At 45.5% G+C, this 13,472-nt stretch carries 13 protein-coding genes; 11 read left to right on the forward strand and 2 right to left on the reverse strand.

The window, feature by feature from the left end; all coding sequences use genetic code 11:
• Positions 1–43: 43 nt before the first annotated feature.
• From MKX75_RS06465 to MKX75_RS06480, 4 genes are all read left to right on the forward strand, one after another.
• Positions 44–484, forward strand: a complete 441-nt coding sequence (locus tag MKX75_RS06465) for a hypothetical protein (RefSeq protein ID WP_339168942.1) — start codon at positions 44–46, stop codon at positions 482–484.
• 122 nt (positions 485–606) lie between these two features.
• Positions 607–843 carry a hypothetical protein gene (locus MKX75_RS06470; RefSeq protein WP_339168943.1) on the forward strand — a complete coding sequence of 79 codons (237 nt, stop codon included), beginning with the start codon at positions 607–609 and terminating at the stop codon, positions 841–843.
• Between the two features lie 218 nt (positions 844–1,061).
• The gene (locus tag MKX75_RS06475; RefSeq protein WP_339168945.1) at positions 1,062–2,120 is read left to right on the forward strand and encodes an NAD(P)/FAD-dependent oxidoreductase; all 1,059 of its coding nucleotides are present in this window, start codon (positions 1,062–1,064) and stop codon (positions 2,118–2,120) included.
• A 141-nt stretch (positions 2,121–2,261) separates the two neighbouring features.
• On the forward strand, positions 2,262–2,522 hold the full coding sequence (locus MKX75_RS06480) for a hypothetical protein (protein WP_339168946.1): 261 nt from the start codon (positions 2,262–2,264) through the stop codon (positions 2,520–2,522).
• A gap of 205 nt (positions 2,523–2,727) precedes the next feature.
• Here MKX75_RS06480 and MKX75_RS06485 read toward each other — a convergent pair whose 3' ends face one another.
• The gene (locus MKX75_RS06485) at positions 2,728–3,171 is read right to left on the reverse strand and encodes a hypothetical protein (protein WP_339168948.1); all 444 of its coding nucleotides are present in this window, start codon (positions 3,169–3,171) and stop codon (positions 2,728–2,730) included.
• Between the two features lie 392 nt (positions 3,172–3,563).
• Positions 3,564–6,683 carry a glycoside hydrolase family 2 TIM barrel-domain containing protein gene (locus MKX75_RS06490; protein WP_339168949.1) on the reverse strand — a complete coding sequence of 1,040 codons (3,120 nt, stop codon included), beginning with the start codon at positions 6,681–6,683 and terminating at the stop codon, positions 3,564–3,566.
• A 93-nt stretch (positions 6,684–6,776) separates the two neighbouring features.
• Here MKX75_RS06490 and MKX75_RS06495 point away from each other — a divergent pair, with 93 nt between their 5' ends.
• The 7 genes from MKX75_RS06495 (at position 6,777) to MKX75_RS06525 (ending at position 13,427) form a co-directional block, all read left to right on the forward strand.
• Positions 6,777–7,643, forward strand: a complete 867-nt coding sequence (locus MKX75_RS06495) for an AraC family transcriptional regulator (protein WP_235599346.1) — start codon at positions 6,777–6,779, stop codon at positions 7,641–7,643.
• A gap of 240 nt (positions 7,644–7,883) precedes the next feature.
• Positions 7,884–8,819 carry a helix-turn-helix transcriptional regulator gene (locus MKX75_RS06500; RefSeq protein ID WP_339170378.1) on the forward strand — a complete coding sequence of 312 codons (936 nt, stop codon included), beginning with the start codon at positions 7,884–7,886 and terminating at the stop codon, positions 8,817–8,819.
• A 27-nt stretch (positions 8,820–8,846) separates the two neighbouring features.
• Positions 8,847–9,335: a DinB family protein gene (locus tag MKX75_RS06505; protein WP_339168950.1), complete on the forward strand. Its 489-nt coding sequence runs from the start codon at positions 8,847–8,849 to the stop codon at positions 9,333–9,335.
• A gap of 150 nt (positions 9,336–9,485) precedes the next feature.
• Complete coding sequence (locus tag MKX75_RS06510) at positions 9,486–11,057, forward strand: helix-turn-helix domain-containing protein (protein WP_339168951.1); 1,572 nt, start codon at positions 9,486–9,488, stop codon at positions 11,055–11,057.
• A 2-nt stretch (positions 11,058–11,059) separates the two neighbouring features.
• Positions 11,060–11,413 (forward strand): hypothetical protein, encoded by a 354-nt coding sequence (locus MKX75_RS06515; RefSeq protein ID WP_339168953.1) that lies wholly within the window; start codon positions 11,060–11,062, stop codon positions 11,411–11,413.
• Entirely contained in the window at positions 11,410–12,405 is a 996-nt protein-coding gene (locus MKX75_RS06520; RefSeq protein ID WP_339168954.1) for an iron ABC transporter permease, read from the forward strand. Before MKX75_RS06515 ends, MKX75_RS06520 begins: the two co-directional genes overlap by 4 nt.
• Complete coding sequence (locus MKX75_RS06525; protein WP_339168955.1) at positions 12,402–13,427, forward strand: iron ABC transporter permease; 1,026 nt, start codon at positions 12,402–12,404, stop codon at positions 13,425–13,427. The genes MKX75_RS06520 and MKX75_RS06525 overlap by 4 nt, the downstream gene beginning before the upstream one ends.
• The last annotated feature ends 45 nt before the right edge of the window (positions 13,428–13,472 follow it).

Below are 13,472 nucleotides of genomic sequence, written 5' to 3' on the forward strand. Positions count from 1 at the left end.
GTATGATGAAGGTTAGTATTAAGAGATACGGAGGTCAGATATCATGAAACATGTTAGAAAAATGATAGTGGCAGTTTTGGTGTCTGCTGCTGTTATCATCTTAATTTATAATTTCACTTCCAATTCTGAAGGAAGATTCGTAAAAGCAAATGAACCTATAAATACTCCAGTAACTCCATTAACAGTAATTAATAATGAAGATTTCGCAGGTACTACAAATACGCATCGGTTTGATATTCCGGCAGGATTTAGTTATGTGAAAGTGAGTTTTAAAAACACGGGTTCGAAACACTTCACATTTACGATCAATAAAGGATCTACTAGTGGAACCGCAATAACGTCTGGAAGTGTTCCAGCAGATGGAAAAGAGCATACATATTATAGTGACAAAGCGTTGTCGACGGGTTTGTATTATGTAAGTACCTCTTCTGCGCAAGGGATGTCTGGCACATTAGATGTTTCTCTGGGAACTGATGTTAATTAAAGATTCGGTAATTCGCTCTAAATGCAGATTTGAAGCCCTGTGATTGAAACCTCGTTCCTATGGTTTCGTATGTACTGTGATACATAGAGAGCTTATCAGTAACGACTTGAGGAGGAAATGATTTGAGAAAGGGTACAAAGTGGACATTGTTGATTCTGGGCTTGATGCTCGCTGCAATTTTTATTAACTTCTATATGAATCTATATAGCTTCGCTTATGCGCTGATTACGGTGCTGTTACTTGCCTTTATGGGGTGGGGATTCTTAGCAAAGTTAAAGAATGACGTTCGTCAGCATGAAGATCATCATAGAAGAGAGCATCAGTCTGCGAACGATGACATCGATAGATACACCAGGTAGAATTCAACCAACCAACCTACCTACCATACTTAGCACGTAGCATACATGAGAAGTTATAAGAAACTTGCCCTGAAAAGGCTCCCGTGAGGGAGTCTTTTTAATGGCTGATCTTGTAAAAGGAAGTAGTGATGTTTTCTTCTATTGCTAAACAGACAGTTGTTAATTAAAATTAACATATGAGTAAGTGCTCATGTATTAGTATATAGACGATATTGGAGATGATACATATGTACGATGTATTGGTTATCGGAGCTGGACAAGCAGGCTTGGCAGCAGGTTACTATCTTCAGCAGTCGGGGTTAACCTTTTTAATCGTTGACGCTGCCTCATCTGTCGGAGAGTCTTGGCGTAAACGATACGATTCCTTGCGTCTTTTTACCCCACGAATGTATGATGGTTTACCGGGATTGCCTCTTAGTGGAAATAAAAATAGCTTGCCAAGCAAAGATGAAATTGCAGATTATTTTGAAAGTTACGCCAAGAGAATGCATCTTCCTATAAAGTTAAACTGTGAAATCTCGCGTCTATCGAAGCAAGATGAGATGTACTATGCTGAAACTAATGATGGAATGATTGAAGCGCGCAATATTATCGTTGCGACGGGCCCTTTCCAGACCAAGAATGTTCCTCATTTTGCGAAATCATTATCCGAGAATGTGGTTCAGCTTCACTCATCAGAGTATAAAAATATGTCTCAATTGCATCATGGAACAACAGTAGTTGTAGGTGGAGGGAATTCAGGTGCCCAAATCGCTGTAGAGTTAGCATCAGATGAACAACAAACCGTATACATATCCATAGCTCGAAATATTACCTTTAGGCCTTTGCATATCATGAAACAAAGTATATTCTGGTATTTTGAAAAGCTCGGCGTATTACGTGCAAGTGCAGATCGTATGGTTGGAAAATGGTTGCGAAATCAGCCCGAGTACGTTTATGGCTACGAGTTAAAAGAGTTGATGATCCAAGGGAAAGTTAACATGCGCCCACGTGCTGTAAATGCAATAGATGACCGCATCCTATATGAGGATGGTAGTGAGACACGAATAGACAATATTATCTGGGCGACTGGATTTAAGCGAAACGATAGTTGGATCGCTATCAATACTGCTTTTGATGCCCAAGGTGCAATTTTACACGAGAGAGGAGTCTCACCGGTTGCTGGACTTTACTTTGTAGGACTGCCTTGGCAGACATCACGAGGCTCTGCATTGTTGGGATGGGTCAAGTACGATGCTCAGAGAATCGTTAGTCATATCAAAGGTAAATCATATTAAACTATACAAAGCGATTGGAAGGTTATTCTGTCATCGTAGTGTCTGTGTAAATAACTTTAACTTATGTAGATTAAATATCAGGAATAATTAGCGAATATCATAACTCACATTTTGGGGTATATTCCTAAAAGGAGGGATATTATGAAATTGTTTAAACTGCCAATGATTCTTTGTGTTATAGTGCTTGTATCTATTCTCTCAGCTTGTGGTGCGGATGATATAATCCGCGGAAAGAGCGATAACTGGAATATAGCTCTTCAGAGATCGACAGGAATCTATACTATAACCTACATCGGTGATGAAAAGCGTATAAAGGATTTTGTGTTTGACCTTACTGGCAACAATTTATCACAACAGGGGAAATCACTTGAAGAAGAAGGGGTACCGTTCACAATGTCGTGAACAATTACTGAGACGGAGAAAATGAAAAATCCGATTACCTTTAAAATGAGTTGGAACAATCAAAGCGAGACTGTAACTTTTGAATAACGCTCGCATGGTGGGGGTGTCCATCATTGGTTTGGTGGCAATTACTGAACTATTCAAACAGTACATATCACACGTTGGGCCGTTCCTTCATGGAGCGGCCTTTTTACACAATCGCATCTTATTTCGCAACAGTTATTTCAAACGTCGAGTGATCATGATCCTGTACGCTGAAGCGATATTCCAATCCATTTCGAACTGTCGCTCCATCAAAATCACGCTGATTCACATCGCGATCCAATATACCGATATCCTGAATGACATTTTGTGCATCGTTATATGTGTACTCATTATTGGTTGTAAGAATGAGTGTGGCGATAGCAGTCAAAAGAATTCCACCCGTTGGTTCGCTCGTATCACCAGTTGCATATAACCTGACTTCCTGTATGCTCTCATCTGCATTCACTACACCAACCAAGCGCAATTCGTCATTGAAAACATACTCGAAAGTGTCAGTGTCCTGCGCTGAAGAGTCATTCATATCCAAGCGGGTAATACTCAAACCATTCAGTCGATATTTGCCAACGGCGCCATTAAACTTGTTTTTAAATTCAGTGGTAGTCATGTGGAGGCCAGAAAGTTTAATCTGGGGTGAAGGGGTCTGATCTATTTCAGGCTGAGTTGAGTTTGATGATAAAGTCAGCATGCCGTACAACCCTATTGAAGCAATCGCAAAACAGGCCGTCGTTAAAAAAATGTATCTGATCGGCAACCTGTTACCTTTCCGAATAGATAAGATCATCCCAACAACAAATACCAAGAAAGAAAGTAAGCCAAGAATAAAGATTATTGTAAAAAGATATTGCAAAGTCTCACCTCGTAATAGAGTAATAGCTGTTAAAATCTTTTTTGCACCTCATTCATTATAATGTTCCGTTGAAAAACTTTAAACCCATACTACTCACCACTCCACAAAAAAAGCACTGCCGGCATACTGCCAGCAGTGCTTGCTTGATGTTATACAGGTCTTACCGTAAAGGTGAAATGATACGCGCGATTGGCTGGCAAAGTGTATTCAGCGTGAGTACGTGCACCCCAACTATCATCCCCACCAACACCCATTTGTTTGTAATTGATGCGCGCCACAGTCTGTGTGCTCTGAGGTAATTTGTACACATGATCGTTTGCTTCCAGTTCCTCCGGTGTCCACGGCAACGCATTGATTTCAAATGGTATGGTGGCTTCAACATGCAAACCATTTTGACCATCCGCTGACGTAATTTCAGCGTACCGTACATCCGTTTTGTTACCACACTCTTGTGGTTTCAGATATGGAACGAATTGATCTTGAACTGCACCTGTGTAATAGCCGAGCCTTGCACTGGTTAGACGGTCTGCGTAGTTGTCGTGTGGCCCTCTGCCGTACCAAGATATGGTATCCAAGCTGTTATTCAGCTGCAGCAGCATACCGAATTCCGGTAGATCGGGAAGACCTTCGCCTGGAATAAGGGTTTGACTGATTTCCAATACACCATCAGGATTGATTCGGTACGAGATGGACAGCGTACATCCTGGATGTGAATCCCACGTATAATCGGTCGTCACGAGAATGCCTTGTTCGTCTGCATGGTGCTCGAAGCGAATTAATCTGCTGGTAGCATGAGCATCCCTCCAGAAGGCAGAACGCTCATTCAGGCGGTTCCCCATATCGTTGTCTGTCATGGCTCTCCAGAAATTCGGGCGGACCGGTGCGAGCAATTGCTCCTGATTGTTGATCTGATAGGACGTGAGCGTGCCAGTAGCTGAATTGAAGCTCAACGTGACCTGGCCTGTAGCCACTTTTAATTCATCTTGCAGATCCTCTACCTGCGGCTCATTGCCTTGTCCTTGATACACTGGTTGAATTGGACGCAATCGTGGAGATACCACGAACTGATCCCAGGCAATCTCATGACCTACTCCTGCCCATTTGGTTGCAACTTTCGTAACCAGAGATACAGTCAGCACCGCTTCCTTGAACAAATCGGACGATGGCGTGTATGGAATACGGACTTCAACCGATTCGCCAGGAGGTGCTGCGATATCGAGCGTGCCGTTCTCTACAGACTTGCCATCATGTGTTACTGTCCATACGAGCGAATATTCGCTCAGATCCGTGAACAGGAACTGGTTTCGGATGCGCAGCAAGCCGTCTTTTATATCAACAGCTTCCATACGAACGTTCTGATAACATTTCTTCACTTCTTCCAGCTTCGGCGTAACCGTCTTATCGGCCAGAATCAGTCCGTTTCCGCAGAAATTGCCATCATGAGGGGATTCACCGAAATCACCGCCATAAGCGAAATATTCGACACCGTCTGCCGTAGTGGTACGAATGGACTGATCGACCCAGTCCCAGATGAATGCACCCTGCAATACATCATATTTATCGAACAAATCCCAATACAGATGCAGACCACCGCAGGAGTTACCCATGGCATGGCTGTATTCGCAGATAATATAAGGTTTCTTCGGTCCTTGCATGCGAGCATAATTCTCCACATTTTCAGGACTGATATACATCGTTGATTCAATGTCGCTTGCTGAATCGGAAGGGCGATAGTGGAAAGTCCCTTCATAATGAACGAGACGGGTTGGATCGACTTGTTTCAGATAATCGTACATGGCGATGAAGTTATCGCCGCCGAAGGACTCATTACCCAGAGACCAGATAATAACGGACGCATGGTTTTTGTCCCGCTGGAACATCGAGTTACAGCGATCGATTACGTTATTACGCCATTCCGGCTTGCTCGCAGGAATATTGTTCTCGTTCATTTCCTTTTGCCCATAGTACCACGTGCCGTGAGTCTCCAAGTTCGTTTCGTCAATGACATACAGACCATATTCATCACACAGTTCGTACCAGAGTGACTGATTCGGATAATGGGATGTGCGCACGGCGTTAACGTTATAGGACTTCATCAGCTCGATGTCACGGATCATGTCTTCCCGCCCAATGGCTCGACCGGTATCCGGGGAAAATTCATGACGATTCACACCTTTGAATACAATGCGTTTGCCATTGATTTGCATCAGGCCGTCTTTCAGTTCAAACTTGCGGAATCCGATCCGGCTGCGAACAGCCTCCAGCGTTTCGCCTGATTCGTTCTGAATGGACAGCACAAGTGTATATAGATGAGGGGACTCGGCGCTCCATAGAAGCGGCTTTATAACCTCTGCTGACAACTTAAATGACAGTTCATCCTCGCCCTGGAACGTAACGGCCGCAGTAAGTGGCTGTTTCAATACAGTCTGTTGCTGTGCATCATAGAGCTGTGCGTGAATGGATAATCCGGCAGTGGTCTGCGCGGCATGATGATTAAATAATTTCATATCCAGCAGTAGCTCCGCATCCTGATAGGCTTCATCCAGTTCAGTACGAACAAAGAAATCGGCGATCTGAACTGGTGAAGGTGAATGCAAATATACACCACGGAAGATGCCGCTTAACCGCCAGAAATCCTGATTCTCCAGCCAGCTCGCATCACACCAGCGATATACCTCCACAGCCAGTTTGTTCTCACCTTCCGCTAGATAAGCAGTGATATCAAACTCAGCGGGTGTGAACGTGTCCTCGCTATAACCGACCAATTCCCCGTTGACCCATACATAGAAGGCGGATTCAACGCCCTCAAAGTGCAGCAGGACAGGCCGGTCTTTCCAGTCAGCAGGAACCGTAAACGTACGGATGTACGAACCCACCGGATTATAGGTTGTTGGTGCAAATGGTGGCTTCAGTTCAGGCTCACGCTCGACCCACGGATACGTCATATTCGTATATTGGGGATAATCGTAACCTTGTAGCTGCCAGTTGGAAGGAACGGCGATCTCGTCCCAGTCACTGGCATCATAGTTGTTCTCATAAAAGGATGAAATCCTTTGCTCCGGTGTCTCCGCAAAGGCAAACTTCCACAAACCATTCAACGATTCGTACCACGGTGATGCACTGGATTCATTGGACAATGCTTCTTCCACGGATGGAAACGCTACCATAGACGCATGTGCGGGTAGACGGCCTACTTGAAAAGTTTCGGGATTGTTGTTCCATTCCGGGTATCCATTCGCCGGAGGGGTATGTATTAGTTTCTTTCGCATAACAGCAACTCCTTCTGAAATGTTATAATATTGTCATTATAGAATTGAATTGATACTTAGAAAATAAAGAATATTGCCCATATATATCACAATATGAAACTAACGACGGAGAGAGTGGTGTACTGGATGGATACCCGGATTTTTTTTGGTAAAACAGAAGAAGCTGCTCGCCTGCCGATCTATATGACCACGGTTGGATACTGGGAGCACCAATATGAAACTGAGCGTCCAGAGGGATTCCCGGATTATCAGATCCACCAGATTATTCATGGTCAGGGGAGGCTAATTATACAAGACGAAGAGTACATCGTCGGACCAGGTGACGTTTTCGTTCTGTACCCTGATGTCCCGCATAAATATATGCCGATCAGTGACCGCTGGGAGCTGGCTTGGGTCTCGTTTCAGGGGAGAGAGGCCAGTCAGCTATTATCTTATGCAGGTATTACCGGTTCACGCGTGTGCAGACTCCGGACAGCCACACTGCTGCATGGACTGGAGCAACTTCTGGTTAGAGGTGAGAATGGCGGTGATACGGATTATGCAGATTACGATGTGGAGTGTTCCAAACAATTATATGCTCTGTTGCTGGATCTGAAGCCACTACTCATCGTATCTGCCAACTATAATGATGATCTGGAGCGCTTGAAGCCTGTGCTGCGTTATATCGCAGAGCATCTGGATCGTTCACTGTCGCTGAAGGAACTGGCCGATGTGGCGGTGGTGTCTCCTCAATATTTGTGCAGGCTGTTTCAGAAGGCACTCCATACCAGACCTGTATTTTACGTGAACCAGGAGCGGATTAATCGGAGTAAACAGCTCATGTTCAGTGAGAGAGAGCTCCGAATCTATGAAGTTGCTGATCGGGTGGGCTACGAGAACGCCAGTTATTTCTGTGCGATGTTCAAAAGGCATACAGGCATGAGTCCGGAACGTTTTCGCAAACTGCACGGACTGAGTTGAAAGTCTGAATGCTGTTATTCATTTTGAATTTTGATCTGATATTCATCCCAATTTCAGTTTCCATTAAGGTTGTGAAGGTAAGATAAGTCTTGTAAACCCCTTCTCGTGTTAAATAGATGTGTGACTGGCCCTATCGGATTGTCCTCCGGTAGGGCACTTTTTTTCTTCATTTCTACTGTTGATGGTATGATAGATGAATACATAATGTGTAACCAACTCTAGTGATCGGAGGATGGAATGGTGGATCACAGCCTGCACCCATTGTTTAAGCCTATTCAGATAAATGGAACGTACCCTAACAGTTATTATGTTGAGAAAATACCTGCTGCCGGCTTGATGGCTTATGTGGCCTGTTATTGGGAATCAGGATCTCTTCCGAACACGCATGCAGATGTTAATTGGGGAGAAGGTCGAGAGCCATCGGTGATCACTGTCCCTGCACGGGTATTGCCGGATGGTTGCACGGATATGCTGATTACATACGACCCGGTCTGTTCAGAACATTCCTATGCTTACTGTGGTAATTATACACAGCCGTTCGCTGTACCTGAGCGATCCGATGAAGGCCCTCCTGCTGGAGATTACACCTTTGGTGTCCGATTCTTTCCAGGTGGTGCGCATGTCTTCCATGGCATGCCTCTGGAATGGTTTACGGATAAGCGAATTGCCCTTCAGGAATGTTGGCCAGAGAAGCTGAACGAGCTTCAGGAGCGGATGGCCGAAACGAATCGTTTTGCAGAGCGGGTAGAGGTTATGAATGCGTACTTGAGTCCATTGTCTGTGCAGGCAAGCACATCTGAGAACGATCTGATGAAAAACGTGCTGCACCGCATCTTTATAGATGGGGGGCGTATGACTGTCCAGGAGCTGGCGATGCGTGAAGTGATCAGTGAGCGGCAGCTGCATCGCAAGTTCTCAGAGTGGGTCGGAATCAGTCCCAAACGATTCAGTGAGGTAGTTCGTTTTCATCGTGTGTTGCGTGATATTCATCAGGGGAACACGGTAGACTGGGCAATGCTTGCCCAGAATCATGGTTTCTTTGACCAAGCCCACCTGATTCGGCAATTTCGCAAGTTTTATGGAGAGACTCCGTTGACGGCAGCCAGAGAGCATGGCAGGATGTTGTCCGATTTGTACAATAGATCTGTAGAACCGTCGGTTATACTTAAATCGTGAGAATAAAAGATAAGGGAGACATCATATATGAATGGAACATTGCAGATTCGGGATCATTTGTTAAATGAGTTGGAAACAGGCGTACGGACGGGGGCTTCGTTGATTCGCTTGATCCGTTCGGAGGATTGGTCGGTTCGTCCACAGGAGAATATGCGTTCATTGGTGGAGCTTGTGCATCACTTTATCCAGATCACGGCATCGGATCTTGCCATTATGCAAGAGAAAAGTGAAGCAGAGGTTGGTCTGGTGGAGAACAGCCTGTCCGGAATCGAGGATATCGATAAGCTGGAAGCAACGTTGTGGAGCAATTTCGAATCCTATAAAGCATATATCACGGGATTGAGTGAAGAAGATTATTTAAACCGCTCAACCAAAGCTTTCTATATGGAACATGGTCATTTGCAGGCGCAATGGCAGATTGAAACGTTAACGCATGTGTTCCATCACCGTTCGCAGCTGTATAACTATCTCAAGCAGCAGGGTCATGAACTTAACTTTTTCATGCTGTATGCCTAAAGCAATTCCTTGAAAAGGGGGACACAATATGTGTCGCCTTTTTTGTTTTGCATGGATGTCTATCCCATTTGACAGAACACGATAAGCATCGTTATAATTGAGAATTATTATCATTTAAAACGAGCGGATGGATTTCAGAGGGGTTATGCAATGAATATAGACAGGTATATTGAGCTATGGAATCAGGCTGCGGTTCAGGTCGTGGATGTGCAGCATCATATGTTGGGGCATGGGCAGGACTCCATGATACATGAATTGCCGACCAGCGGACTAATCTACACGGTTCGTGGTGGTGGCTTAATTTACATGGATTACAACCAGTACAGAACAGATCGCTATCATTTGATCCATGGCGGGAAAGGGAGCTTTCTGCAGATTGATGTACTCGAAGAACAGTTGGAGTATTATCTGATTTTGTATCAAGCACACATCTTGTTATCTGCTGGAACAGCTGCTCGACTACTACCGGATGGGAGTCCGTTATTAGAGATTCAATATGATCTGAAGCCCATTCATCCGGTGATGTTACAGGATAAAATAAGTCAGCTTAGACAGATGTGGACATCTCCACACCGTTTGCAGGAAATGCAGGTTCGTTCCATCTTCTTGCAGGTCATGATGGAGATTCTGGAACAGTTGCAGTCCACAGAGGTCTCGTCTGAACCTCCTGATCTGGTGGCACAGGCGATGAGCTACATTCAGGAACACTATCACCTTCCAATCACAATCGATTCACTGGCTGCCAAGCTGGAATGCAGTCCAAGACACCTCGGACGCTTGTTCCGTAATAGCGAGATTGGTCAGAGCCCATCGGATTATCTTGTGCAATTCCGAATGAGCAAAGCGCGTGAATTGCTTGTGCAAACGGATCTTGCGCTGAAGGATGTGGCGAGTAGCATCGGTTACGAGGATGTCTATCATTTTAGCCGTATGTTCAAAAAGTACTGTGGTTTATCTCCGATTCACTATCGTAATCAGTATCTTCAATCGCCAACAGGTCTGAATACGACATCTGCTATGTCCGATATATCCATTGTTGAGTCGCTCATACCCCGTTATATTGATAATGATTCTCAAAACAAACAAGTAAGCGGGGGTTCTTTCATGATGTACAATTGGTCCAGGCGTTCAACGGTAATGATGCTGTTGCTGAGTTTTAGTCTTTTAATGAGTGCGTGCGCGAGTCCAGCTCCATCCACCAATGCTCCGGCAGTATCAAGTGGAAGTGAACAGGCAACCGCAGATACTACTTCTTCACGCACGATCAATCATGATCTGGGAAGCACGAAGGTACCTGTTGAGCCCACACGGATTGTGGTGTTGGAACAAGGATTTACACAGACCCTTGCAGCGCTTGAAGTGAAGCCTGTTGGGGTTGCGGATGATAACAAACCTGAGCGTTTCCCCAAGGACACGCTTGCTTATATTGAGGGATATACCTCGGTGGGTACCCGTTCTGAGCCGAATCTGGAAGTGATTCGTACGCTCAAACCGGATCTGATTATTGCGGATACGAGCCGTCATGGCAATGTATATGATGAGTTGTCGGCTATTGCGCCAACGATTGTATTCAAGAATGATACAGCCAACTACGAGGATATCTTGGTGTCGACTGAGAAGATCGGTGAAGCGTTGGGCAAAACGGAAGCTACCACTGCCTTGCTGGAAGAGCATCAGAAGCGATTGGATGAGTTGAAGCAAATGATCAATCCTCAACAGTAATCGTGGCTGCGGATGAAGATGAGACACAATCGTTTCAGGTTCGGACAGATCAGGCCTTTCATTCTTCGTTCTTGTCTGCGGCAGGTCTGAATTATGCCCTGAAGGATGAGAAAGAAGTTAATCAATTGATGACGACAGAGCAGCTGCTTACCATGGATTCGGATCAAATACTGATTCTAATTAATGAAGATGGGCCATCCGTGCTCGAAGAGCAGAAGGATAATCTGCTCTGGAATCAGTTGAAGGCAGTACAGAATGTTAATGCTCATGAAGTGGAATTGGCAACTTGGTCAAGACAGCGTAGTATACCTGCATTGAACAATATTATGGACGAAGCGGCTGCATATTTCAAATGAATAGAACGCTGACCGCGGCCTTGGTTGGCATAATCGGATTGATTGTGCTTTTTCTGGGCTCGCTGATGATCGGTACTTCCTGGATACCCTTATCCACTGTGCTGGATTATATGTTCGACTATTCTCCAACGGTCAAAGAACATGTCATTCTGCATGTATTGCGAATGCCACGTGCCTTGGCTGTGCTGTGTATTGGCGCCAATCTGAGTATTGCAGGGTGCATTATGCAGGTACTGACCCGTAATCCGCTTGCATCTCCGAGCATATTCGGGATCAATGCCGGTGCCTCCTTTATGATAGTCATGTTCACGATTGTTTTCCCAACGGTGAGTGGTTTGGCGCTGGCAGGTGCAGGCTTTGCAGGGGGATTGCTGACGGTGAGCATTGTGCTATTGATGAGCTTTGCCATGCGCGGAGGTCAAGCCGAAGTACGGATGGCACTCATCGGTGTGGTGGTACAGGCATTGTTATCTTCATTTACGCAAGGACTGTTGATCTTTAATGAGGAGTCCGCCGGTAAAATCATCTTCTGGCTCGCCGGTTCGGCTACTGGCGTCAAATGGGAAGAGATTAACCTTTTGCTGATATTCAGTTTAACGGGTCTTTTCATGGCTTTGTTGATTAGTAAATCATTGTCCTTATTAAATCTCGGTGAAGACATCGCCCGCGGATTGGGGCAGAATATTTGGACTATTCGGATAGTGGGCAGTGTAATTGTGATCATTCTGGCAGGCATATCCGTGTCGGTTGTAGGGCCGATCGGATTCGTGGGATTAATCGTGCCACATATAACCCGCTATCTGCTGGGTACAGACTATCGACTGCTGATCCCGTTTTCCGCCTTATTCGGAGCGATTCTGTTAACCGTAGCAGATATTGCTTCCCGGTTTGTTCATTTTCCATCAGAGACACCTGTTGGCATTATTACGGCCCTGATTGGCGCGCCTTATTTCGTATATCTCGCAAGGCGACAAAGCAGGAGTGCATCATGATGAGCATACTAAGGAATAGGAATCTTACGGTGCTTGTGGCGCTTGTCATTCTATTGGGTCTTCTCATGATGACGAATATTCAGGCAGGAGCGGTAGGGATTAGCTGGCAGGAGGTTTGGGCTTCCTTTACAGGTGAAGGGGATCCGGATCTATCTTATATCATTCTGAATTATCGTCTTCCTCGTATTGTACTGGCCATGCTTGTTGGCTGTGGTCTGGCTGTTTCGGGTCTGGTCTCCCAGAGCATTCTTCGCAACCCGTTAGCCGCACCAGATACGCTGGGAATTTCGGCGGGGGCTGCCTTAGGAGCCGTATCTACGGTGCTGTTATTACCTGTTGAGATGCAGAGTGCATGGCTCACTTCACTGTCTGCATTTGTTGGTGGTGGAGCAGGGGCGCTGCTTGTATATGTATTCTCTTATCGAAATGGGGTAGATCCGGTACGTCTTGCATTGGTAGGTGTTGCGGTTAGTGCATGTGGGAGCACCTTGGTGCAACTGCTGATTACACAATCATCGGCGAACACCAACACCGTCTTGCTCTGGCTCAACGGTTCATTATGGGGACGTAACTGGGATCAAGTATTGCAATTAGTACCCATTATTGTTGTGGTTATTCCTGTGGTCTGGATGCTGGGCAAAGTCATGGATCTCTTCGGTCTCGGCGAACAGTCAGTCAAAGGTTTGGGTCTGCGCGTGGAGAAGATGCGTGCTGTACTGCTTCTATTGGCCGTTCTTCTCGCGAGCGGTTCGGTGGCTGTGGTTGGTATGATTGGTTTCGTAGGTCTGGTCAGTCCGCATATCGCTCGCCACCTGGTCTCGGGAGGTCATCGGTATTATGTACCTGTGGCCGGGCTCGTAGGAGCAATCATGATGTTACTGGGGGATTATATTGGACGTGTGTTGGCCCCACCATTGGAATTCCCCGTCGGACTGGTAACATCTGTCATCGGTGCACCGTACTTTCTATTTTTACTGTGGCGCCAATATCGAACTAAAAGCAGACCGGATAAGAACATCTAATTAGTCATCACAGGTTTTCGTATTTTATAGGGTTAGACTGGCTCC

Source organism: Paenibacillus sp. FSL R5-0341, assembly GCF_037975235.1.
Taxonomy (GTDB): Bacteria; Bacillota; Bacilli; order Paenibacillales; family Paenibacillaceae; genus Paenibacillus; species Paenibacillus amylolyticus_A.

What these genes read in the sequence shown, in the direction of transcription:
- MKX75_RS06465 (WP_339168942.1), top strand. Translation starts at nt 44, where the DNA reads ATGAAACATGTTAGAAAAATGATAGTGGCAGTTTTGGTGTCTGCTGCT.
- MKX75_RS06475 (WP_339168945.1), top strand. Translation starts at nt 1,062, where the DNA reads ATGATACATATGTACGATGTATTGGTTATCGGAGCTGGACAAGCAGGC.
- MKX75_RS06480 (WP_339168946.1), top strand. Translation starts at nt 2,262, where the DNA reads ATGAAATTGTTTAAACTGCCAATGATTCTTTGTGTTATAGTGCTTGTA.
- MKX75_RS06485 (WP_339168948.1), bottom strand. Translation starts at nt 3,171, where the DNA reads ATGACTACCACTGAATTTAAAAACAAGTTTAATGGCGCCGTTGGCAAA.
- MKX75_RS06490 (WP_339168949.1), bottom strand. Translation starts at nt 6,683, where the DNA reads ATGCGAAAGAAACTAATACATACCCCTCCGGCGAATGGATACCCGGAA.
- MKX75_RS06495 (WP_235599346.1), top strand. Translation starts at nt 6,777, where the DNA reads ATGAAACTAACGACGGAGAGAGTGGTGTACTGGATGGATACCCGGATT.
- MKX75_RS06505 (WP_339168950.1), top strand. Translation starts at nt 8,847, where the DNA reads ATGAATGGAACATTGCAGATTCGGGATCATTTGTTAAATGAGTTGGAA.
- MKX75_RS06510 (WP_339168951.1), top strand. Translation starts at nt 9,486, where the DNA reads ATGAATATAGACAGGTATATTGAGCTATGGAATCAGGCTGCGGTTCAG.
- MKX75_RS06520 (WP_339168954.1), top strand. Translation starts at nt 11,410, where the DNA reads ATGAATAGAACGCTGACCGCGGCCTTGGTTGGCATAATCGGATTGATT.
- MKX75_RS06525 (WP_339168955.1), top strand. Translation starts at nt 12,402, where the DNA reads ATGATGAGCATACTAAGGAATAGGAATCTTACGGTGCTTGTGGCGCTT.